At 70.1% G+C, this 21,863-nt stretch carries 19 protein-coding genes; 8 read left to right on the plus strand and 11 right to left on the minus strand.

Going from position 1 to position 21,863, the window contains the following annotated elements; all coding sequences use genetic code 11:
* Nucleotides 1-18: 18 nt before the first annotated feature.
* Nucleotides 19-2,697, minus strand: coding sequence for a transglycosylase domain-containing protein (locus ACIPJI_RS00620; protein WP_402243719.1), 2,679 nt, complete (start codon nt 2,695-2,697; stop codon nt 19-21).
* Nucleotides 2,698-2,839: 142 nt separating this feature from the next.
* On the opposite strand from ACIPJI_RS00620, the gene ACIPJI_RS00625 reads away from it, so the two are divergent.
* Genes ACIPJI_RS00625 through ACIPJI_RS00640 form a run of 4 tightly spaced genes read left to right on the plus strand, consistent with a single transcriptional unit; the run spans nt 2,840 to nt 6,124 of the window.
* Nucleotides 2,840-3,640 carry an ABC-2 family transporter protein gene (locus ACIPJI_RS00625; RefSeq protein ID WP_307706629.1) on the plus strand — a complete coding sequence of 267 codons (801 nt, stop codon included), beginning with the start codon at nt 2,840-2,842 and terminating at the stop codon, nt 3,638-3,640.
* Nucleotides 3,633-4,436 carry an ABC transporter permease gene (locus ACIPJI_RS00630; protein WP_356621984.1) on the plus strand — a complete coding sequence of 268 codons (804 nt, stop codon included), beginning with the start codon at nt 3,633-3,635 and terminating at the stop codon, nt 4,434-4,436. The genes ACIPJI_RS00625 and ACIPJI_RS00630 overlap by 8 nt, the downstream gene beginning before the upstream one ends.
* Before the next feature lie 7 nt (nt 4,437-4,443).
* Nucleotides 4,444-5,412, plus strand: coding sequence for an ATP-binding cassette domain-containing protein (locus tag ACIPJI_RS00635; RefSeq protein ID WP_402243720.1), 969 nt, complete (start codon nt 4,444-4,446; stop codon nt 5,410-5,412).
* A 13-nt stretch (nt 5,413-5,425) separates the two neighbouring features.
* Nucleotides 5,426-6,124, plus strand: coding sequence for a DUF1707 domain-containing protein (locus ACIPJI_RS00640; RefSeq protein WP_307706626.1), 699 nt, complete (start codon nt 5,426-5,428; stop codon nt 6,122-6,124).
* A gap of 167 nt (nt 6,125-6,291) precedes the next feature.
* Here ACIPJI_RS00640 and ACIPJI_RS00645 read toward each other — a convergent pair whose 3' ends face one another.
* Nucleotides 6,292-7,536, minus strand: a complete 1,245-nt coding sequence (locus ACIPJI_RS00645) for an SGNH/GDSL hydrolase family protein (protein WP_402243721.1) — start codon at nt 7,534-7,536, stop codon at nt 6,292-6,294.
* 112 nt (nt 7,537-7,648) lie between these two features.
* Between ACIPJI_RS00645 and ACIPJI_RS00650 the strand changes: the two genes are divergently transcribed.
* Nucleotides 7,649-9,067, plus strand: a complete 1,419-nt coding sequence (locus tag ACIPJI_RS00650) for a DUF445 domain-containing protein (protein WP_402243722.1) — start codon at nt 7,649-7,651, stop codon at nt 9,065-9,067.
* Between the two features lie 181 nt (nt 9,068-9,248).
* On the opposite strand, the gene ACIPJI_RS00655 is transcribed toward ACIPJI_RS00650, so the two are convergent.
* Together ACIPJI_RS00655 and ACIPJI_RS00660 are read right to left on the minus strand one after the other, a co-directional pair.
* Nucleotides 9,249-9,551, minus strand: a complete 303-nt coding sequence (locus tag ACIPJI_RS00655; protein ID WP_307706623.1) for a hypothetical protein — start codon at nt 9,549-9,551, stop codon at nt 9,249-9,251.
* Nucleotides 9,552-9,679: 128 nt separating this feature from the next.
* Nucleotides 9,680-10,618 carry a CHRD domain-containing protein gene (locus ACIPJI_RS00660; protein ID WP_307706622.1) on the minus strand — a complete coding sequence of 313 codons (939 nt, stop codon included), beginning with the start codon at nt 10,616-10,618 and terminating at the stop codon, nt 9,680-9,682.
* A 182-nt stretch (nt 10,619-10,800) separates the two neighbouring features.
* Between ACIPJI_RS00660 and ACIPJI_RS00665 the strand changes: the two genes are divergently transcribed.
* Nucleotides 10,801-11,415, plus strand: coding sequence for a hypothetical protein (locus ACIPJI_RS00665; protein ID WP_307706621.1), 615 nt, complete (start codon nt 10,801-10,803; stop codon nt 11,413-11,415).
* A 41-nt stretch (nt 11,416-11,456) separates the two neighbouring features.
* Here the strand turns inward: ACIPJI_RS00665 and ACIPJI_RS00670 are convergent, their stop codons facing one another.
* The 3 genes from ACIPJI_RS00670 to ACIPJI_RS00680 form a co-directional block, all read right to left on the minus strand.
* The gene (locus ACIPJI_RS00670) at nt 11,457-12,287 is read right to left on the minus strand and encodes a hypothetical protein (RefSeq protein ID WP_402243724.1); all 831 of its coding nucleotides are present in this window, start codon (nt 12,285-12,287) and stop codon (nt 11,457-11,459) included.
* Nucleotides 12,288-12,514: 227 nt separating this feature from the next.
* Nucleotides 12,515-13,807, minus strand: a complete 1,293-nt coding sequence (locus ACIPJI_RS00675) for an alpha/beta fold hydrolase (protein ID WP_402243725.1) — start codon at nt 13,805-13,807, stop codon at nt 12,515-12,517.
* A gap of 72 nt (nt 13,808-13,879) precedes the next feature.
* Nucleotides 13,880-15,121, minus strand: a complete 1,242-nt coding sequence (locus ACIPJI_RS00680; protein ID WP_402244699.1) for a damage-control phosphatase ARMT1 family protein — start codon at nt 15,119-15,121, stop codon at nt 13,880-13,882.
* 362 nt (nt 15,122-15,483) lie between these two features.
* On the opposite strand from ACIPJI_RS00680, the gene ACIPJI_RS00685 reads away from it, so the two are divergent.
* Nucleotides 15,484-15,951, plus strand: a complete 468-nt coding sequence (locus ACIPJI_RS00685; protein WP_402243726.1) for a GNAT family N-acetyltransferase — start codon at nt 15,484-15,486, stop codon at nt 15,949-15,951.
* Between the two features lie 42 nt (nt 15,952-15,993).
* On the opposite strand, the gene ACIPJI_RS00690 is transcribed toward ACIPJI_RS00685, so the two are convergent.
* From ACIPJI_RS00690 to ACIPJI_RS00705, 4 genes are all read right to left on the minus strand, one after another.
* A complete protein-coding gene (locus ACIPJI_RS00690) occupies nt 15,994-16,377 on the minus strand; it encodes a DUF1304 domain-containing protein (RefSeq protein WP_356621978.1) in 384 nt (127 codons plus the stop codon).
* Between the two features lie 218 nt (nt 16,378-16,595).
* Entirely contained in the window at nt 16,596-16,799 is a 204-nt protein-coding gene (locus ACIPJI_RS00695) for a GNAT family N-acetyltransferase (protein ID WP_402243727.1), read from the minus strand.
* Nucleotides 16,796-17,041: a hypothetical protein gene (locus tag ACIPJI_RS00700; protein ID WP_402243728.1), complete on the minus strand. Its 246-nt coding sequence runs from the start codon at nt 17,039-17,041 to the stop codon at nt 16,796-16,798. Before ACIPJI_RS00700 ends, ACIPJI_RS00695 begins: the two co-directional genes overlap by 4 nt.
* Nucleotides 17,042-17,458: 417 nt before the next feature.
* On the minus strand, nt 17,459-20,602 hold the full coding sequence (locus ACIPJI_RS00705) for a DUF3427 domain-containing protein (protein ID WP_402243729.1): 3,144 nt from the start codon (nt 20,600-20,602) through the stop codon (nt 17,459-17,461).
* 165 nt (nt 20,603-20,767) lie between these two features.
* On the opposite strand from ACIPJI_RS00705, the gene ACIPJI_RS00710 reads away from it, so the two are divergent.
* Nucleotides 20,768-21,715: a GlxA family transcriptional regulator gene (locus tag ACIPJI_RS00710; protein WP_402243730.1), complete on the plus strand. Its 948-nt coding sequence runs from the start codon at nt 20,768-20,770 to the stop codon at nt 21,713-21,715.
* Nucleotides 21,716-21,863: the final 148 nt, after the last annotated feature.

Below are 21,863 nucleotides of genomic sequence, written 5' to 3' on the forward strand. Positions count from 1 at the left end.
TCCGCCGGGCCGGCGGGGTCAGTGGGGCCGGGCGGCCGGTCCGGTGGAGCCGGTCGCGGGGGGCGCCGGAGCGGGTGCGAGGGGTGCGGTGGGGCTGCCGGCCCCGGTCGGTGTGCGGGGGATCTGCCCCGACGGCTCTCCCGGGCCGGTGCCGGTTCCTTCGCCGGCGCCGGGGCGGCTGCCCGTGCCGCCGTCGCCCCAGGAGCCGCCGTCGCGCCCGTTGCCGGCCTGCTCGCCGAGGTCCCGCGGCCGGAAGGGGTCCTCGGGGTTGCCGGACTCCGGGTTCTCGGGGTCCCGCTGGCCCGGCGGCGGCTCGTTGGAGCCGGGCGCGAGACGCAGGTCGAAGCCCTGGACGGGGGTGCCTTCGAGGGCGGCGGCCGTGTACTGGCCCCAGATCTGGGCGGGGGCGCCGCCGCCGTTGATGCGTGACATGCCCAGCGCCCCGTACAGCGGTGTCTGGGCGCCGGTCTTCGGGTTCTGGCCCATGACGGCGACGACGGTGGCCAGTTCGGGGGTGTAGCCGGCGAACCAGGCGGCCCGGTCCTCCTCCGCGGTGCCGGTCTTGCCGGCGGCGGGGCGGCCGGCCGACTGGGCGGCGGAGCCGGTGCCGCCGTCGACGACGCCGCGCAGGACGGCGGTGGTGGTGTCGGCGGCCTCGCGGCTGACGGCCTGTTCGGTGCTCGGTTCGGGGAGCGGCACCTCGGTGCCGTTCTTGGTGATGTTCTCGACGAGTGTGTACTGGGTGTGTTTGCCGTGGTTGGCGAGGGTGGCGTAGGCGCCTGCCATGTCGAGGACGCTGGCGGTGGCGGGGCCGAGGGCGATGGAGGGGGAGGGGCTGAGGTCGGGGGTGGTTTTCGGGATGCCGAGGGCGATGGCGGTGTTCATGACGCGGGAGGGGCCGACGTCGACCGCCATCTGTGCGAAGACGGCGTTGACGGATTCGTCGGCGGCCCTGCGGACGGGGATGGGGCCGTAGGAGACGTCGTCCTCGTTCTCGGGGGCGTAGCGTGCGCCGCTCCAGCCCTGGACGGGGCGTTTGCTGTCGCCGACGTAGACGGTGTTGGGGTTGATGGGGTGGCCGTCCTGGGTGGTGGAGCGGTTCTCCACGGCGGCGGCGATGACGAACGGTTTGAAGGTGGAGCCGACCTGGTAGTCGCGGCGGGTGGCGTTGTTGACGAACTGTTTGGTGTAGTCGATGCCGCCGTACATGGCGACGACCTTGCCGGTGGCCGGTTCGACGGAGACGCCGCCGACGCGGACGTTGCGGTCGGCCTCGCGTGCGCTGTCGAGTTGCGAGTTCACCTGCTCGTCGACGGCGGCGGAGAGTGCGTCCTGCTTGCCGCGCTGGAGTGTGGTGGTGATCCGGTGGCCGCCGGTGGCGAGCGTCTTCTCGTCGAGGATGCCGCGTGCCGCGAGATACTCCTTCACGGCCTGGACGATGTAGCCGCCCTGGCCGGAGAGTCCGCTGACGGGCTTCGCCCGTTCCGGCATCGGGAAGGTCAGGTCCGCCCGGTTCTCGGCGCTGAGCCACTTCTCCTTCACCATGCCGCCGAGGACGTACTTCCAACGGGCGAGCGCCGCCTGCTTGTTCTCGGGGTAGGTGGCGACGTCGTAGGCGTTGGGCGCGTTGAGGAGGGAGGCGAGGTAGGCGCCCTGTGCGGTGTCGAGGTCCTGGACGTCCTTGCCGTAGTAGGCGTGGGCGGCGGCCTGGATGCCGTAGGCGTTGCGGCCGAAGTAGCTGGTGTTGAGGTAGCCCTCGAGGATCTCGTTCTTGCTCTGGTTGCGGCCGAGTTTGATCGCGATGAAGAACTCCTTCACCTTGCGGGTGATGGTCTGTTCCTGGCCGAGGTAGTAGTTCTTGACGTACTGCTGGGTGATGGTGGAGCCGGACTGTTTGCCCTTGCCGGTGACGGTGTTCCAGGCGGCGCGCACCATGGCCATCGGGTCGATGGCGGGCGCGCTGTAGAAGTCGCGGTCCTCGGCGGCGAGTACGGCGCGCCGGACGGGGAGGGGGATGTCGTCCAGGGAGACGTTCTCGCGGTTGACGTCGCCGTCGCGGGCGATGTGGGTGCCGTCCTCGTAGAGGAAGACGTTGGTCTGGGCGGTGGCCGCGGCGTTGGCGGGCGGGATGTCGACGAGCAGGTAGCCGGTGACGAGGCCGCCGATGACGAGCAGTGAGGCGAAGAGCAGGGCGCCGAGTGTGACGCGCCAGGTGGGGACGGCGCGCCGCCAGCCGGTGCGCTTGGGGCGGGATGCGCGGCCCTTCTTCTTGCGGGTCTTGCGGGTCTTGCGGGCGTTCACCGCGGCGGTCGCCGTGGCCCCGGCGTGTGACGTGTGCGTGGAGGGGGCAGGCTCGTCGGGTTCCTCGTCGTCGCCCTCTTCCTCGTCGGCGCGTGCCCCGTCGTCGCTGTCTTCCTCGTCGGCGCGTGCCCCGTCGTCGCTGTCTTCCTCGTCGGCGCGTGCCTCGTCGTCGCTGTCTTCCTCGTCGGCGCGTGCCTCGTCGTCGCTGTCTTCCTCGTCGCCGCGCGCCTCGTCGTCGGCGCGTGCCTCGTCCGCCTCGGGGGTTTCGTCCTCCCCGGGGGCCTGGTCCGTGTCGTCGGGGCCGGTCTTCGCACCGGGCCGCTTGTCGGTGTCGGGCGGGTCGGCTGCCGTCGCGTCCCGGGGTGTCCAGCCCTGCTGCTGCGGCTCGTCGCTCATGGCACACATACTGCACTTTTTGGATCGATAACCCCCGTATCCGGGCGCTTCCGGGGCCGTAAATCCCCTCGCGATGGCCAGTCGCCCTGGGCTAGGGTCGTGCGCTTTGGTGCCTGGACGGACGCGTGGAGGGGGATCGGCTGTGCGGCTTTACGCGGTCGTCGCAGCGGGTGGGTTCCGGCGCTATGCGACGTATCGGGTGGCGACGGCGGCAGGGGTGTTCACCAACACCGTTTTCGGCTTCATCCTGGCGTACACCTATATCGCCCTGTGGGACGAGCGTCCGCAGCTCGGCGGGTACGACCAGTCGGAAGCGCTCACGTATGTGTGGCTGGGACAGGCGCTGCTGATGACCTGCGCCATGATGGGCGGCGGTTTCGAGGACGAGCTGATCGAGCGGATACGTACGGGCGACATCGCCATCGACCTCTACCGCCCCGCCGACCTCCAGCTCTGGTGGCTGGCGGGCGACCTGGGGCGGGCCGCCTTCCATCTGCTCGGACGGGGCATCGTGCCGATGGTGCTCGGCGCCCTGGCGTTCGACCTGGCACTGCCCGGATCGCCGTGGACCTGGCTGGCGTTCCTGTTGTCCGTGGCGCTCGGCGTGGTGGTGAGCTTCGCGGTGCGGTTCCTGGTTTCGCTGTCGGCGTTCTGGCTGATGGACGGCGCCGGGGTGATGCAGATGTGCTGGTTGGCGGGACTCTTCTTCTCGGGGATGCTGCTGCCGCTGAGCCTGTTCCCCGGTCTGCTGGGCGAGGTGGCGCGGGCACTGCCCTGGTCGTCGCTGCTCCAGGTGCCCGCGGACGTGTTCCTCGGCAAGCACACCGGCTGGGGCCTGCTCCAGGTGTACGCCTTCCAGGGCGGCTGGGCGCTCGCGCTGCTCGCGGCCGGCCGGATGCTGCAGACCGTGGCGACCCGCAGGGTGGTGGTCCAGGGTGGCTGACGCGCTCAGGGCCTACGGGCTGATCGTGGCGATGTGGGTGCGCTCGACGATGGCCTACCGTGCGTCGTTCGCGATGACGACGTTCGGGAACTTCGCGGCCACCGCGTTCGACTTCGTCGCGATCCTGCTCATGTTCTCGCACGTCGACGCGCTGGGCGGCTACTCGCTGCCCGAGATCGCGTTCCTGTACGGGACCACCAGCACCGCCTTCGGTCTCGCCGACCTGGTGATGGGCTCGATGGACCGGCTCGGGCGGCGGGTGCGCGACGGCACCCTGGACACGCTGCTGGTGCGACCCGTGCCGGTCCTCGCGCAGGTCGCCGCCGACCGGTTCGCGCTGCGCCGGCTCGGCCGGGTGACGCAGGGGCTGATGGTGCTCGCGTACGCGCTGTGGACGCTCGACGTCGAGTGGACGGCGGCCAAGGCCGCGATGGTGCCGCTGATGCTGCTGTGCGGCGGGGCGATCTTCGCGTCGGTGTTCGTGGCGGGCGGTGCGTTCCAGTTCTTCGCGCAGGACGCGGCCGAGGTGCAGAGCTCCTTCACGTACGGCGGGAACACGCTGCTTCAGTACCCGCCGTCGATCTTCGCGAAGGACCTGGTGCGCGGAGTGACGTTCGTCGTGCCGCTGGCCTTCGTCAACTGGATGCCGTCGCTGTACGTGCTGGGCCGTGAGGACCCGCTCGGCCTGCCCGACTGGTTCGCCCTGCTGCCGCCCGTCGTCGCCGCGGGCTGCCTCGGGCTCGCCGGACTGGCCTGGCGGGTCGGACTCCGTTCGTACCGCAGTACCGGAAGCTGAGGACACAGTGGATTTCATCGAACTCGACGGCGTGGAGAAGGTCTTCGACGTACGCCGCAAGGTCGGGCGGCTGCGCCGGGAGAAGTACCAGGTGCGGGCGGTGGACGGGATCAGCTTCACCGTCCCGCGCGGCGAGATGGTCGGCTACATCGGCCCGAACGGCGCCGGCAAGTCCACCACGATCAAGATGCTCACCGGCATCCTCACGCCCAGCGGCGGCCGGCTCCGGGTCGCGGGCATCGACCCGTCGCGGGAGCGGACACGGCTGGCGCAGCGGATCGGGGTGGTCTTCGGTCAGCGCACCACGCTGTGGTGGGACCTGCCGCTGCGCGACTCGTACCGCCTCATGCACCGCATGTACCGCATCCCCGACGCCACCTTCCGGCAGAACCTGGACCGCTGCGTCGAACTGCTGGACCTGGCGGAGCTGTTGGACGTGCCGGTGCGTCAGCTCTCGCTGGGGCAGCGGATGCGCGGTGACATCGCCGCGGCGCTGCTGCACGACCCGGAAGTGCTGTACCTGGACGAGCCGACCATCGGCCTCGACGTGATCTCCAAGGCCAAGGTGCGGGGGTTCCTGCGGGACCTGAACGCGGAACGCGGCACGACGGTCCTGCTCACCACACACGATCTGACCGACATCGAGCAACTGTGCAAGCGGGTCATGGTCATCGACCACGGGCGGCTCATGTACGACGGGCCCCTGGCCGGGCTGCACGAGGTGGGCGAGAGCGAGCGCACCCTGGTCGTGGACCTGGAGCGGGAACTGCCGCCGATCGAGATCGGGTCGGCGCGGACGCTGAAGGTCGAGGGGCCGCGGCAGTGGCTGGCCTTCCCGGCCTCCGTCTCCGCGGCGCCGCTGGTCGCGGCGCTGGCCGCACGGTACCCGCTGGTGGACCTGTCGGTGCGGGAGCCGGACATCGAAGCGGTGATCGCGAAGATGTACGCGGAGCGTTCTGCCGGGCCGCTTGCTTGACTAGGCTGGCGGTATGACGAGCGAACTCCCTGAGATGCGTGCCTCCGATGCCGAGAGGGAGCGGGTCGCCGAGCGGTTGCGGGACGCCGTGGCCGAGGGCCGCCTCGACATGGAGGAGTTCGACCAGCGCCTCGACGCGGCCTACCGTGCGCGTACGCACGGCGACTTGGAGCCGCTGGTACGGGACCTGCCGGCGCCGGGCACGACGTCCGGCGCGGCGTCCACCACGGCACCGGCACGTGCCTCCTGGGCAGGACGGGTCGGTGGTCCCGCGACCTCGAGCGGCGCTTTCTCGTTCTGGGGCGGCTTCTCACGCCGGGGGACATGGACGGTGGGCCGCAAATTCACGGCGTTCACGCTGATGGGCGGCGGTGAGCTGGATCTGCGGGAGGCCCGGTTCGAGGACCGCGAGACCGTGATCGACTGCGTCGCGATCATGGGCGGCATCCAGGTCGTCGTCCCGCCCGGCCTGAACGTGGAGGTCAGGGGCATCGGCCTGATGGGCGGCTTCGACGAGCACGGCAGCGTGGAGGCGGACCCGGACCCGGGCGCACCGCGCGTGATCATCAGGGGACTGGCGCTGATGGGCGGCGTGGGCGTGGAACGCAAGCTCACGAGGGCGGAGAAGCAGCGGCTCAAGGCGGAGCGGGAGCGCGAGCGGAAGCTCGGCAAGGGGGGCGACGGGCGGAAGGAACTGGGCGGCGGGGTGTGACGCCGCGCGTCCGTGGCCGCCTGCGGCGGGGCCGTTCCCCCATCCCGCCCCTTCGAAGTCGGCCCGCCCGGCGATCGAGGGCACGGCCGAAGGCCGTACGGGGGCCGGGGCTTGCCCCGGTTATGGGAAGGGGCGGGCAGGGGAAACGCCCTCGACCCGGAGCGCCGCTACAGCGTCGCGAGATCCACCGCGCGCCCCATCCGGGCAAAGCCCGCATCGCTCGGATGCAGATGGTCCCCCGAGTCGTACATCGGCCTCAGCCTCCGCGGCGCGTACGGATCCCGTAGCGCCCGGTCGAAGTCGACGACCGCGTCGAAGATGCCGCCCGTACGGATCGCCGTGTTGATCTTCAGACGTTCGGCGTCCGCCGCGGCCGTGCAGCGCGGGTGGCCCCCGCAGGGCGCCAGCGTGGAGCCGATCACGCGCCATCCGCGGGCGTGGGCGCGGTCGGCCAGCTCGGTCAGGCCCGCGGTCACGTCGACGGCGGTCGGGGCGTGGGGGGCGCGCAGTACGTCGTTGATGCCGATCGCGACGATCACGGTACGGGCGCCGGACCGGCCCAGTACGTCGCGGTCGAAGCGTTCCAGGGTACTGGGGCCGCGTCCGTACTCGAGGAGACGGTTGCCGCTGATGCCCTGATTGAGGACGCCGTAGCGGCCGCCGAGCCGGTCGGCGAGCACGTCGGGCCAGCGGTTGTCGTGGTCGGGGGTCGCGCTGACGCCGTCGGTGATCGAGTCGCCGACGGCGACGACCGCGCCGCGCGCCTGTGCGGTCAGCACATCGACGGCGGTGATGTGGTGCCAGGAGCGGATCCGCGTCGTGAACGCCCCGCCGCTCTCGTCCTGCGCGAGGTCGCCGTCCGCCAGGTAGGACGTCTGGACGGCGCGCGGGTGGGTGGTGACCGGACCGCCGGGCGCCGGGGTGTGGACGGAGATCAGCAGGTCGCCGTCGTAGGGGATCCGCAGCACGACGGGGTCGCTGACGATCTGCCCGCCCGGGCCGACGCTCGCCTCCCGCGCCCCGCCGAAGGTGATCCGGCGCAGGGTGCCGGCCACGGCGGCGGCCCCGTCGCCGGCGCGCACCGCGAGGGACGCGCCGGTGATCAGCAGCGGCTGTGTGCCGTAGAGGTTGGAGAAGGTGACGCGGGCGGCTGTGCCGCCGATGCTGGTGTGCACGACGTTCCGTACGGAACGGCCCGCGCGGCCACTGGGCCCGCCGACGGCGGAGGTGGCCGGCGCGGCGGAGACGGGGCTCGCGGACCAGGTGCCGATCCACACCGGCGTCGCGGACGGGGGCGTGCGGACCTCAGGCCCCTTCTTGACCGTGCCGACACCGAGGTAGATACCGCCGCATAGGAGGGCGATCGTGGCCATGAGGGCAGCGAGGTTCACATACCCCTGACGCTTGTTCATGAACACATCATCCGGCATGGCGCGGGAACTCGATGTGCCGCCCGGGAGTACCTGATGTAGGGACGAGTGGTAGGGACATTGCGTGCGGAAGCAGCGCGGACGGGTGGAGCGGATGGAACGTACAGAACCGGATGAGCCGGGCGGCCCCGACCGGGCCGTGCGGGGCGGAGCCGTGGCAGGCGGCGGAAGGCCCGGCGGTGGTCCGGACGGCGGCGCCGGAGGGCCCGGCCGGCCGAAGGCCGGGGTCGCGGCGTCGACGGCGCTGCCCGCCTTCGCGTACACCGAGGCCGACGAGGAGAAGCGGCGCGGTGTGCGGCGGATGAAGACGACCGCGACCGGTCTGCTGCTGGGCGTCGCGCTCGTCTTCGTCCTCGCCACCTGGGCGAAGAACGCGGGCCTCGGCGGCTGGGCCGGTTACGTCGCTGCCGCCGCGGAGGCCGGCATGGTCGGCGCGCTCGCCGACTGGTTCGCCGTCACGGCCCTCTTCCGCCACCCCCTCGGCATCCCGATCCCGCACACCGCGATCATCCCGAACAAGAAGGACCAGCTCGGCGCCTCGCTCGGCTCGTTCGTCGGCGAGAACTTCCTCTCCTCCGACGTCGTGCGCGTCCGGCTCAAGGCCGTCGGCATCGGCAGCCGGCTCGGCGCGTGGCTCGCCCAGCCCGCCCACGCCGACCGGGTCACCGCCGAGCTGTCCACCGCCCTGCGCGGCGCGCTGACCGTGCTGCGCGACTCCGACGTGCAGGCGGTCGTCGGCGAGGCGATCACCCGCCGCGCGGAGGCGGTCGAGATCGCGCCCGGCATAGGGAAAACCCTCCAGAAGGTCGTCGCCGACGGCGCGCACCACCGTGCCGTCGACCTGATCTGCACCCGGGCGCACGACTGGCTGGTCTTCCACTCCGACTCGGTCATGGACGCGGTCGAGGGCGGGGCCCCGGGCTGGACCCCGCGCTTCGTGGACAAGAAGATCGGCGAACGCGTCTACAAGGAGCTGCTGCGCTTCGTCACCGAGATGCGCGACATGCCCGGGCACCCCGCGCGCGGGGCGATCGACCGGTTCCTCGGGGACTTCGCCGTCGACCTCCAGTCGGACACGGACACCCGGGCGCGGGTCGAGCGTATGAAGTCCGAGCTGCTGGCGCGCTCGGAGGTCCAGGACGTGATCGCGTCGGTCTGGGCCTCCGTACGCGCGATGATCATCTCGGCGGCCGAGGACGACCGCAGCGAGCTGCGCCTGCGGGCGCGTGCGTCGCTGCTGTCGCTGGGTACGCGTCTGGCGACGGACAGCCGGCTCCAGGCGAAGGTGGACGGCTGGGTGGAGGACGCCGCGGTGTACGTGGTGACCACGTACCGCGGCGAGATCACGTCGCTCATCTCGGACACCGTCGCCAGCTGGGACGCGGAGCACACCTCCCGGAAGATCGAGGCGCACATCGGCCGCGACCTGCAGTTCATCCGCATCAACGGCACGGTGGTCGGCGCGCTGGCCGGCCTGCTCATCTACACCGTGGCGCATGCGCTGGGCGCGTGACCGGTCCCTGCCCGACGGTCACGCGCCCAACGCCTCTTGGGGAGGTATGGATGAATACGTGCGGGGTGCGGCCGGCGTTCAGTCCGGGTCGCACCTTGTCGCGAACCCGCCCCGTCACCCGTGCGGGAGCCAGTGCGGGGGGCCGGTGCGGGACGCCGTCCGGGCTCGTCCCCGTACCCGGTCAGGCGCTGCGCCGGGTGACCGTCCACGAGGCCAGCGCCACCCCGGCGGCCACCGTGAACACGGCGGGCCAGGCGCCGACCTTCTTGGCGAGCGGGTGCGACCCGGCGAACGCGGCGACGTACGCGGCGCTCAGCCCGGCCGCCGCCTTAGGCCCGGCGTCCTGATGCCACTGCCGGGCGGCCACGGCCCCCGCCGCGGCGAGCGCGACGCCGCCGAGGGGGCGCTTCCTGGTCCAGCGGGCGACTCCGTACCCGCCGACGAGTCCGCCTGCCGCCACCGCCGCTGCGGGAACCCTGGCCATTGCTGCCGCCTCTCGCGCTTTCGCTGTCGTCGTGCCGACTGCGGCCCGTGCCGACGGGTGTCGTCGGAAAGCCGTGCCGTCGTTCAGGTCGTTCGGTCGTGCCGTTCCGAGCCTAGAACGTCCTCGTCCTAGTGGAAGAGCTGGCCCCGGACCGCGCCGTCGGGGAACTCCTCCGTGTGGATGTTGGAGTAGAAGCCCCACGGATTGTCACGGATCTCCTTGACCACCCCGGCGTGCTGGTCGTGCAGCCGGCCGGAGACGGCGAACAGGCCCTCCGGTACCGGCTTGTCGAAGAAGCCCAGCACCACGTCGCCGTTCTTGCCGAAGTCGCCCTTGTGGATGTGGGCGGCGGCGGGCGCCTTGATGTCCGCCCAGGCGAGCGAGAAGTCGACGGTCGTTCCCTTGGGGTGCAGGAACGTCACCGCTTTCCCGTCCCGGTCGTTGACCTTCGTCGCGTCGTTGTTGGCGACCTCCTGGGCGCCGTTGGCCAGGGCACGCAGCTTGCCGCCCTTGATGATGTGGAGCGGGTTGATGTTCTCGTGGAGCTGCTTCAGCTGGCCGCGCACTGCCCCGCCGGGGAACTCCTCGCTGTGCAGGTTCATGTAGAACCCGGAGGGATGCTCGATCAGACTCTTGGCGAGCGCGGCGTCGGTGAGGGTCGTGTGGCCCGCCGCGGAGTGCAGCGACTCGGGCATCGCGGTGCCGAACAGCGGCACCTTCACATCGCCGTTCTGCCCGGCGGCACCCTCGTGGATGTGGCCCTGGCTCGGTACGAAGCCCTTCCACTGCATCGCGAAGACCACCCGGTCGCCCTTCACCTGCATCAGTGCGACCGCCTTCCCGTCGGGGTCGTTCACGGCCGCCCCGCTCGCGTCGGGCACCTCGTGCGCGCCGGTCATGACGACGGCGAAGGTGACGGCCTTGCCGTGGCTGGGTTTGGTGAACGTGGCAGCGGTGTGCGTGCTGCTTCGCCCCGCTCCATGGCTGTCGTGCGCGACGGCTGGGACGACACCGGCCACGGCCAGCACGAGGGCGGCGGCCGGCACGGCGAGAGTGCGCTTGTGCATTGCGGATGAACCTCTCATTCTGGGCCGACCGGTCGTGGTCGGTCGGGGTCTTGTACGCGTCGCCCGGGCGGCCCGTTCAAATGGGGAATCCGTTGAATCCGATTGAACAGCAGGTCAGTTGAGGCCGTACCACCCGCCGTACGCACAGCTGTTCACACACTCGGAAGCCGAGGGACACCACCATGCGCAGCACCCGGAACCCTGGCCGTACCAAGGCCCTGATCGCAGCCCCGCTGATGGCGTTGGCGCTGCTCACCGCGACCGCGTGCGAGGACTCCGGCGGCTCGGGCTCGTCGTACGGAGCAGGTGCGGCCGGGCAGCCGGCGGACCAGCCGCAGGCCGAGTCCCCGGCGGGATCCCCGGCAAAGACGCCGGCGGGGGAGCAGCCCGCCGCCGACGGGTCCGCGGACACGGCACCGCCGAAGCAGCCGCCTCCCCCCTCCATCTCGATCAGGACCGCGGAGTCGGACCTCGGCACGATCCTCGTCGACGACCAGGGCCGCACGCTGTACGGATTCACCAAGGACAAGCCGGGCCAGGCCAACTGCGACGCCGACTGCATCGCGGTCTGGCCGGCGCTGATCTCCGCCAAGGACGTGACGGCCGGCGAGGGCACGGACGCGTCGCTGCTGAAGGAGATCAAGCTCGGCGCGGGCGCGGAGCAGGCGGTCTACGGCGACTGGCCGCTGTACTACTACGTGGGCGACGTGACGGCCGGCGATGTGAACGGCCAGGGCCTGGACGGCGAGTGGTTCGTGGTCGCGGCGGACGGCAAGCTCATCAAGTCGCAGGCGTGACAGGCAGGTTCCCGCAGTCCTCTCCGCTTCCCGCGGTCCGGTCAGGCTCCGCCCTGTGTGAAGCGTGACAGCAGGGCGCGGCCGCGGCCCCCGGTCGCACCCGCGGGTGCCGACGCGCGGAGCTGTCGCCATGTGTCACGAGGACAGCGGCCCTGAGGGCGGGACTTGAGGAAGTCGGTGTAGGGGACCGGCCGCGGGGGGACACCGATCTCCACCCAGTGGTCACGACCGGAGACATGGTCCCAGCCGGCGTTGGGGATGCGGATGTGGTCCGCGCGGCCGTCCTTGTTCTTCGAGGTGATCTGGAGGACCTCGGCGTGGCCGGCACGCGTCCGGAGGACCACGCAGTAGTGCTGCGCCGCCTGGTCCGACTCCCGGTACGGGACCATCGCGAGCCACACCTCGCCGCGGGCCGGCCGGCGGCCCAGCCGGCTGCCGGGGGCCCGGTTCGCGCGGGTCGCGTCCCACCAGCGGATCCCGCGGTGGACGACGAACGCGGCGACACCCGTCGCTGCGCTCACGGCGAGGCCGCGGACGTTCCAGTACGGCGAGTCGACCTGTGCCTCGGCCCAGAGCATCGCCGACCAGCCGACGCCCAGATAGAGGGCGGTGCGGCCGACGACCACCCACCACACGAACCGCCGGCTACGGCCGGAGAACACGGCGAGGACGGCGGCCGTCACCACGGAGACGCCGTACACGGCGAGGTACTGGCCCGCCCCCCTCAGCTTCTGGGGTGGCGTCTGGACCGACAGCAGATCGGGCATGAGCACCGGCTGCGCCAGCAGACTGCCGACGACGACGCACACCACCAATATCAAGAACCCCGCGCAGCCGATCCCCGCGCAGGACATGTCGTCACGTCGGGCCACGAGCCCTCCCCCTGATCCCCGCGTTCCCCCGCGTCGGCCGCATTCCCCATTCCCGCATTCCCCGATCGGAAGGTTAGGGCAAGAGGGGGCCCGGCGAAGGAGTTCTCGGCAGCCGGACCAGGCCCGGTACCGGCGCCTTGGCGGCTGGGCCGTCCGTTCCGGAGCCTTCGATGCCCGGGGCGTTGGGTGACGGGAGCCTTCAGGGCCCCGGTCGTGCTGCCCGGCGACTACGGCAGCTCCGCCAGGAACTCCCGTACGGCCGTGGCGAAGTCCGCCGGAGCCGTGTCGTGGACCGTGTGACCGGTGGGCAGTGACACGAGCCGGGTGTCCTTGCGGCGGGCGGTCATGGCCGCCGCGTGCTCCGCGCTGAGCACATCGCTGTGCGTGCCGTGGACGAGCAGCGCGGGGCAGTCGCTCGCCAGCCAGTCGTCCCAGTGGTCGCCCCGGAGGCGTCCTTGCGAGGTGACCATGTCCTGCGGATCGAAGGCGAGGCCCCAGCCGTCCGGGTGCTCCCGTACGGCGTCCGCCAGGTAACGGACGGAGTCCCCCAGGCCCTCGATCAGGGCGGCGCGTGTCGGCGCCCGGCGCGGCCACGACAGGCAGAACGACAGGTCGTCCTCCGCGACCGCGCCTATGTCCTCGATGACGAGCGCGCGCACCAGATGCGGGTGGCGGGCCGCGAGCTGGTACGCGTTGACGCCGCCGAGCGAGTGCCCGAGCACCACGACCCCGTCCAGCCCGAGGTGGTCGAGGAGTGCCGCCGCGTCCCGTACGTAGCCGTCCCGGTCGTACTCGGGTGTCCGGTCCGACCGGCCGTGACCGCGCTGGTCCAGGGCGATGACCCGCCAGTCGGGGGCGAGCGCGGCGGCGAGAGCGGTGAACGTACGGCCTTCGCAGAAGTGGCCGTGCAGGGCGAGCAGCGGCCGGCCCCGGCCCCCGAAGTCCAGGTACGACAGCCGGTGCCCGCCCGCGTCGAACGCCCGGCGCTCCGGCTCACAGGCGTCGAACGCCCGGCGTTCCGGCTCACTCGTCTCGGGTGCTGCGCGCTCCGGCTCGCCCGCGACGACTGCTTGGGGCGTGTCCGGCTCACCTGTCTCGGGTGCCACGCGCTCCGGCTTGTCCGCCGAGGAGTCCGGGAAGAGACCGGGCAGCCGCGCGGCGACCCGGCCGCGCAGCAGCTCGTACTCCTCCCACCGCCGCCGTGTCCGGCCCGCGGGCCGCTGGACGGTCCGCGCGGCCGTGACCGCCTGGCCCAGGCGGAACTGCTCGCGTGTGAGATCCACCTCGAAGCCGCCGGGCAGCCGGTTCCACCAGTGGAAGCCCTGCGGTTCACCCGCCAGATGAACCTCGCCGACCACGAGCTCCCCTCCGAGCAGGTCGTGCACGACGAGGGCCGTTATGTCGCAGTGCCCCCACGCCGGGTTGTCGGCGCTCCACCTGGCGCGCGCCTGGTCGTCGGGGGAGCAGGTGTCGGCCGCCCAGGAGGCGCGCAGAGCGTTCTCGATGCCCGTCAGTGCCATGCGATGCAGGATGCCGCAGGGCACTGACAATGCCCGGGGCAGGTGGTCGACTGCTGAGCCACCGTCGAACCCTCAGCGGGACCGGGTGTCGACCTGCACCAACGCATGGGTGCCGCTGGTGCGCCACGCCTTCCCGCTCGCCTCGAGCGCGGCCAGGACGTCACGGTCCAGGCCGGTGATCACGTCCGACTTCAGGGTGCGCAGCGCCGCGACCGGGCCCGGGAAGTATGCGGTCCGCTCCGCGAAAGGCGTTGTCGGGGGCCACAGTCGGTCGCCGACGAGGCGCCGGTAGTTCAGGTCGCCCTTGAGGACGGTCACCGTGGCGGCCGCGAACTGCTCCCGCAGATCGTCGGGCATCGCGCTGTACGGGAACGGGGCGCAGAAGAACTCGTGCGCGCGGACCGTCAGCCGTCCGGCGGCTGTCGCGGCCCACAGGCGCCGGCCGATCTCCGCGGCGTAACCGGCCTCGGGCGCGTGGGCGAGCCGGCGCAGGCTGTCGATGACGTCCGACATGGTCGCGTCGGAGATGTAGTACGGGTGCGGCTTCACATGAAGGACCACCTCGGCGGCCCGCTCCGAGTGCAGCAGGTGGTCGATGAGGACGAGGTCGGGAATGAGCTCCCGGCCCGCGTTGTCCGCGACGAGGTGGACGGTCGCCGCGCCACCGGTCGGCAGCAGGGCCCACAGCCGCGCACTCTCGTCGGCGACGAGCCCCGAGTCCGGGCCGGCGGCCGTCGACTCGTGGGCGCCGCCGGAGTCGATACGGAAGCCGAGATCGGCGCGGTTGCCCCACAGGGATCCCAGGAGGAGGGCGGACGCCTGGACGTCGGCGGGCCGCCCGGACAGTTCGTCGAGGGCGGCGAGCTCCTCGTCCACCAGCTTGCCGGCCAGTTCAGCGGCCTTGAAGGGACCGAAGGGATCGATGCCCTGCCAGGGGCCGGGCGTGAAGTAGCCGAGGGCGCCGAGGAGTTTGCGGTAGAAGAAGCTCTCGGCCCACAGGAACGGCACGTCGAACCAGGAACGGCCGAAGTACCCCTGCCCCCACGCCGCCCACCGCTCGCGGTCGTGCGCGTCCGCGTCGAGCGGCTCGATCACACCTTCGGTGGCCTCGGCGAGCAGAGCGTCGAGGGCGGCGTGCTGAACGGGCCCGAGAGGGAACGCGTCGCGGACCTGCTGAATGAGCACCGGGTGGCGTTCGGCCAGGACGGCCCAGGGGAACGAGCCGGGTTCGCTGCTCACGATCACGGGGCTGAGGGGCGACGTGGAGGTGCCAGGTGCTTCAGGTGTGTGGGGCACGTCAGGTGTGTCGGGCACGTCAGGTGTGATGGGCGCGTCGGCTGCGTCGGGCGCGTCCTCTTCGGGGGCGGGCATCAGGTCTCACGTACTCCTCGGTCGTCTCGGGCCCGGCCGGGACCGGTGCGGGCGGGCCGCCGTGGCCCTTCCGGAAGGCAGGCCCGTGACGCCCGGCGGCCGGCACCTCGCCGTGTCGCGTCCCGGCACGGGCCGACCGTACCCGCCGGGAACGCGGACACATCGCGCAGCGCACGGCCCCGTGGCCGGAGTGTCGGCCACGGCCGGCAGTCCTGCTGATCGACGGATCCGCGTCCGTCGTCTGCGGGCCCCGCCGGTCAGCCAAGCAGACGGGGGATCGGCGTGCGCCGTGCCAGACTTCCCTGATGGAGATCAGAGCGGCGCAGAAGGACGACTTCGAGGGTTACTTGGGCCTCGCGGCGCAGGTGGAGGACTGGTTCGGCCCGATGGTCGACGACCCCGGCTTCCACCAGGCGGTGACCGAGCACATCGGCCGGTCGACCGCGCTCGTCGCCACCGCCGGCGGGCCTGACCTGCTCGGCGGTCTCCTGTTCGGCCCGAGCCACCCGACGCACCACGTCCACTGGCTCGTGGTCTCGTCACAGGCTCGGGGCCGGGGCGTCGGCAAGGCGCTGATGGCGGATGCCATGAGCCGGTTCGTACGGAGCGGCCCGGCCACGATCGAGGTCGTCAGCTTCGGCCCCGATCACCCCGGGGCCGTCACCAGCGGCGCCCGCGTCTTCTACGAACGCCTGGGATTCACCCCGGCGGAGGCCACGGAACCGGGCCCGGAGGGCGGCTCACGGCAGATCTACCGTATGACCGTCGCCTGACTCGCCGGCGCCGACCTGCTCTCGTCGCCCCGTGCCGGCCGCCTAGAGGACGTCGGCCAGCAGGACGACGGCCGGGGGCAGCGCCTGCCCGAGCGAGCCGCGCCACAGTTTGGGGTCGGAGATGAAGAGCATGATCCCGCCACCGATCATGAAGAACGACAGGTAGATGATCAGCGTGCGGCCGACCGTCTCGTGCCCTAGGTGCAGCGCGACGAACCCGGCGATCAGGCCGAGGGCGAGGAAGAGGTTGTAGAAGCCGACGTTGAACCGCCACAGTCGCACCTCGGGCGCGTCCGCAGTGCTGCCGGTGAGCAGGACCCGCACCTGCGGGCGCCCGTAGAGGAAACTCTCCAGCGGCCACACGGCGACATGGACGGCCGCGGCGACGAGCACGAAAACCTGGCTGACGACGTTCATACGGCTCATGGTCAGCCGTGCCCCTGCCGCCGGGAAGCCGACACTCTGCCGAGTCACCCGGCGACCCGGCGACCCGGCGACGCGGCTGCCGGCGTTGCTCGGCGTCCGTGTGCGGTGGGGATCGCCTGTCCCGGCGGCCGGGACCGTGGTGCGGCGCCGACCTGTGGCACTAGGACAGCCCGCCCCGGGGCACGTCGCTCCCCGGGTCCCGCTTCCCAGGTCTCGCTTCAAAGCGGCAGCTTGAACCCGTCGTGGCTCCGGACGAACCCCAGCGATCCGTAGAACCGATGGGCCTCGACACGGCTTTTGTTGCTGGTCAGCTGCACCAAGGTGCAGCCACGGCCGCGCGCCCGGTCGATGGCCCGGACGAGCAGCTCACGGCCGAGCCCGGCACCGCGCCGATCGGCCCGTATCCGGACCGCCTCGATCAACGCACGCTCTGCGCCATGGCGTCCCAGGCCCGGATGTACGTGAGTTGGAGGCAGCCGAGGACCGTACCGTCCCCCTCGTCCAGGACCATCATCTCGTTGCGCCCGTCGGCGTCGATGGCCTCGAAGGCCTTGGCGTATGCCTCGTCCACGTCGATCGCGGAGGGGTCGAGCACAGTCTCCTCGTCGGCCAGGAGAGCGATGATCGCGGCAAGGTCGGAGCGCGTCGCGGTACGGAAGATCACGCCGGGGAGCATGGCAGGCGGGACAGTGGCTCGAACAGCCGGCCCCGGTTGCCGGCCGAGGCTGTCGCTTCGCCCGACGCAATTCTCCGAACGGGGCGGTTCGCCTTTGCACGGGAACGTACTTTGATAACCGGTCGGAGATCGGCGGGGACCGTTTCTGGACCAGCCCGGCGTCATCTCGCTACTTCTACTACCGTGAGCTTGGCCGGTCCGATCCCTACCTGCTTGCCCTTTTCACGAGCGACACCGGTGTCTACTCCCAGTACCTCGAGGACCACGGCATCGCCTCCCTGTGGCGAACAGAGAGTGGTTGGCAGGGATCGCCATTGTCCGTCGAGTGGGCCGTGGACAGCGCGCCGTAAGTGACGGAGTGGGGCACCGTCGAGCCGGTCGGACCCAACGGTGTCCTACCCACGCCTAACTCGCAGCGATTGCTGAATACGTCCACACGTCTGCGGGGATCTCGTGCCGCAGGTCCCAGGTGATGCCCATGGGCTTGCTGCCCCTGTGCTCGACGTACTCGGCTGGCCCAAGGAGCATCCAAGGCTGGGGGCCGCCGATGTCCGTCTTCTTGTAGCGGCGAACGAAGAGGAGGACGTGTGAACCCTGGTCCTTGTGGTGTTGGTAGCGCAGGCCCGTGGGGGAGCTCTCGGAGGTCTGGTTCTGGGACTCCCAGTGGAAGAGTCGACTACTCATCGCGTAGTCCCGATACCGCGTTTGGGGCGAGAAGTCCTTCTCGTCCTTCTCAAGGGTGATCAGGAGTGCGTCCGTCTTGACGTTCTCGCACCACTTCACGCCTTCACGGAAGTGTCCCGGCAGGAAACCATCGATGGACGATTGGCCCAGGGCGGGGAGAATTTCCTCCCGGCTGTATGAGGCGTGGATGGTCAGGGGAAGGTCAGCTAGTGCGCCGAGGAGCGGAATCGGGACGTGGTCCGTGTGATCGAGGTTGTGAGCCAGAACCTGCCGCAGTTCGTCGCGGAATGCGGCGTGCTGCTGGAGGAAGCTCAGCCCCGATTGGTATGTACGGAATCCGCCTAGCGGCCACAGCGAGAAATAAAGCATTCGTGCGAACGCCTGCTCGCGTTCGTTGAGGTGGGCGTAGTCGGGTGCGTCATCCTCTAGGAGTGCGGAGTAGGCCGCGACGCGTTGCGGGTCATCGACGTGCAGGAACGCAGAGGCTCGCCTGAGTAGAGCGGCTTCTCCCTCTGGAGCCGGGGCTGTGAGTAGCCGCGCGCGACGCAAGAGACCCGTCCAGGAGTTGCCGTTGCCGCGGTACAGCTCTTTGAGTTCTCTGCCGCTCTCTCTCAAGTACGCTGACAGTCGCGGCTCCGCATATCGGCTTACCTCTTGTGCCAATTGGGTTACGTTGACGCCGATCTGGCTGCGGATGTTGGCAAGGATCAGCTCCTTGGCTTTGGACTCAAGGATGATCTGGCAGCCAGAGGGCAACTGCGGAAAGTCATGCTCAATGCTGTCGAGCAGTCGATTGCGCGTGAGGTTCGTCAGGGACCGGAACTGCTCCTCGAAGCGGAACTCCTTGCGATGCTGGCCGATGAAGTCCAGTACGGTGAGCACGGCCTTGCCTTCGCTGCGCCGTAGCCCGCGGCCGAGCTGCTGGAGGAACACCGTGGCGCTCGACGTCGGGCGAAGCAGGATCAGAGTGTCGACGTCCGGTACGTCCAGGCCTTCATTGAAGAGGTCGACGGAGAAGATGACTTGCAGTTCGCCGGACCGGAGGTCATCTAGCGCTGCCTTGCGCAGGTTGCGTGACGTCTCACCCGAGAGAGCCACCGCGTTGAGCCCAGCGCGCTGGAAGAAGTCGGCCATGAATTCGGCGTGAGCTACGGAAACACAGAAGCCGAGCGCACGCATGGACGTGGGATCAGTCACCTTGTCACGTACAGCCCGTACGACGAGGCGCGCCCGGGCTTCATTGCCGGTGAACAAGGTGCTGAGGGCGGCTGAGTCGTATGATCCTCGCTTCCACGCAATGGCGCTCATGTCAGTGTTGTCGGTGACCCCGAAGTAGTGGAAGGGGCTCAGAAGTTCGTTCTCCAGCGCTTCCCACAGTCGCATTTCCGCTGCAATCCGTCCATCGAAGAACTCGTCCTGGACGTTGCGGCCATCCATGCGCTCAGGAGTCGCCGTGAGGCCGAGGAGCTCCAACGGATTGAAATGATCAATGATGCGGCGATATGTCGGCGACACGCCGTGGTGAAACTCGTCGATGACGATCACGTCGAAGTGGTCCGGGGGGAAGCGTTCCAAGGATCGAGCGTTGAGAGACTGCACGCTAGCGAAGACATGCGTCCAGTCATCCGGAACGATGCCGCTGTGAAACTCTTGACCGAAATTAGCATCGATGAGTACGTCCTGATACGTACGCAACGATTGGCGAAGAATCTCTTGTCGGTGGGCCACGAAAAGGAGCCGCAGTTTTCGGCCGTACTGGTGCAGGAGCCGCTTGTAGTCAAGGGCTGCCATGACGGTCTTTCCTGTGCCAGTGGCGGCCACGAGTAGGTTGCGGTGGCGACCGTGGACAGTGCGCTCAACCTCCAGCCGCTCCAGCATGTCGCGCTGGTGCGGGTACGGGCGCACTTCTAGACCGGAGAGTGTGATGCCTCGGCTGCCGTCAGAGCCGCCACTCGTGCCACGGCCTGCCTGCTGAAGAGCGTCGTCAAGGCGAGAGCCGTCACGGTCCGGGTCGTACAGTTCGAAGGCTGACTCGCTCCAGTAAGAGTCGAAGGTGGCCTCAAACTTGCGCACGACCTCAGGCGTGGCGATGGACGACAGCCGAACGTTCCACTCCAGGCCATCGAGGAGGGCGGCCTTCGAAAGATTGGAGCTGCCGACGTAGGCCGTGTCATAGCCGCTGTTACGCCGGAAGAGCCACGCCTTGGCGTGCAAGCGTGTTGAACGCAGCTCATAATTGACCTTCACCTCAGCGTCGTACTTCTGGACGAGCTTGTCCAAAGCTCGGCGCTCGGTCGCGCCGATATATGTCGTGGTGATGACCCTTATAGGTACGCCTCGGGCGTGTGCTGATTCGAGGGATTGCTCTATGACACGCAGCCCGTGCCACTTCACGAATGCGCAGAGCAGGTCGACTCTGTCTGCCGTGGCCAGCTCCGCGCGCAGCTCAAAGCCAAAGCTAGGGTCTCCAGGCGAGTTGGTAATCAGCGCCGTGTCGGACAGCGGCGTCGCTGGACGAATCGCGTACACTCCCTTGGCTTGCTGTTCCGCGATGGCAAGGAGTTGACGGGGACCTTCCGCTACGAGATCCACCCACTCTTTGGCCCCCTCGAGGGTGCTCATCGATTCGAGCATGTGGTTCGCGGCATGTACTCGCTCCTTCGCCGGCAGGCGCTCCAACACCAGTTTCGCTGTCTCCGCCACATGTCGAGCGATGACGTGCGCAGACGATTCAGGTCCCACCGTGTCGTCGATGGCGCGCCATCGGTCGCTACGGAGCTCCTTGAGCTGGTTCTCGAGCCGCAAAGTGATGAGTTGCTCGTACAGACCAGCGACGGGCTGGCTGGCGTTGACGGGACCCGGCATCGCGTTCCCTCCCCACTTCAGTTGACGTCAGTGATAGCAGGCGTCACTGACACGGGTGAGGTGGCTAGTGCTCAGCCGGACGCAGTGCCATGGTGGTGCGCTTGCGGGCGGGGGAGATGGGCGGGCGCCAGCGCCCCCTCACGCGTCGACGTAGGCTCCGGACGCATGCACGTAGTTGCGGTGCTCGCGCTCGACGGAGTGTCGGCCTTCGATCTCGCCATTCCCTGCCAGGTGTTCACGCTCGCCACCCACCCTGACGGTTCTCCCGCCTACGACGTGCGGGTCTGCGCCGATCGGGCCGTCACGGCGAGTGCCGGGCCCGCGCAGCCGTTCCGGCTCTCGTCCCCGTACCGCTGGGACGACGTCCGTGACGCGGACACCGTCATCGTGCCCGGTGTCGCCGCCGAGGAGGCGCCTCACCCGCGGGCGCTGCGGTTGTTGCAGGACGCGGAGGCCGCGGGGAAGCGGATCGCCTCCATCTGTACGGGGGCCTTCGTGCTCGCCCGGGCCGGGTTGCTGGACGGGCGGCGGGTGACGACGCACTGGCGGTTCGCCGACGCGCTGGCCGACCGGTTCCCCGGCACCCAGGTCGACCCCTCGGTGCTGTTCGTCGACGACGGGCAGGTGCTGACGTCCGCGGGGATCGCCGCGGGTCTGGACCTGTGTCTGCACATGGTGCGCCGCGACCACGGCGCGGCGGTGGCCGCGGACGTCGCCCGCATGATGGTCATGGCGCCGCAGCGGACGGGCGGGCAGGCGCAGTTCATCGAGTACCGGGCGCCGGAGTGCGACTCCGCCGACCTCGGCGCGACACTGCAGTGGATGCGGGACAAGCTGGGCGAGCCGCTGACCGTCGCCGACATCGCCGCCCACGCGATGATGAGCAAGCGCAGCCTGGCGCGGCACTTCCGCGCGCAGACCGGCACCACGCCGTTGCGCTGGCTGCTCGACCATCGCCTCCAGCGTGCGCGGGAGCTCCTGGAGAGCACCGAACTCCCCATGCGGCGGGTCGCGGAGGCCACCGGCTTCGGGTCGGTCGAGACCTTCCGGCACCACTTCGCGCGTCAGGTCGGGACCACACCGTCCGCGTACCGCACGGCCTTTCGTATGTAGTCAGCGCCCGGCCGCCGCCGGCCTGGCCGCATCTTGCGCATCATGGGCACTCGAGCCGCTGTCACGGGGCACTTCTCGCCGGAAGACTGAGCGCGTCTTCGGCCCCCGGAGCGCCCGGCAACAGGCACTCGGGGGCACGGTTCACGCG

The organism is Streptomyces sp. NPDC086835, from assembly GCF_044745705.1.
GTDB lineage: Bacteria > Actinomycetota > Actinomycetes > Streptomycetales > Streptomycetaceae > Streptomyces.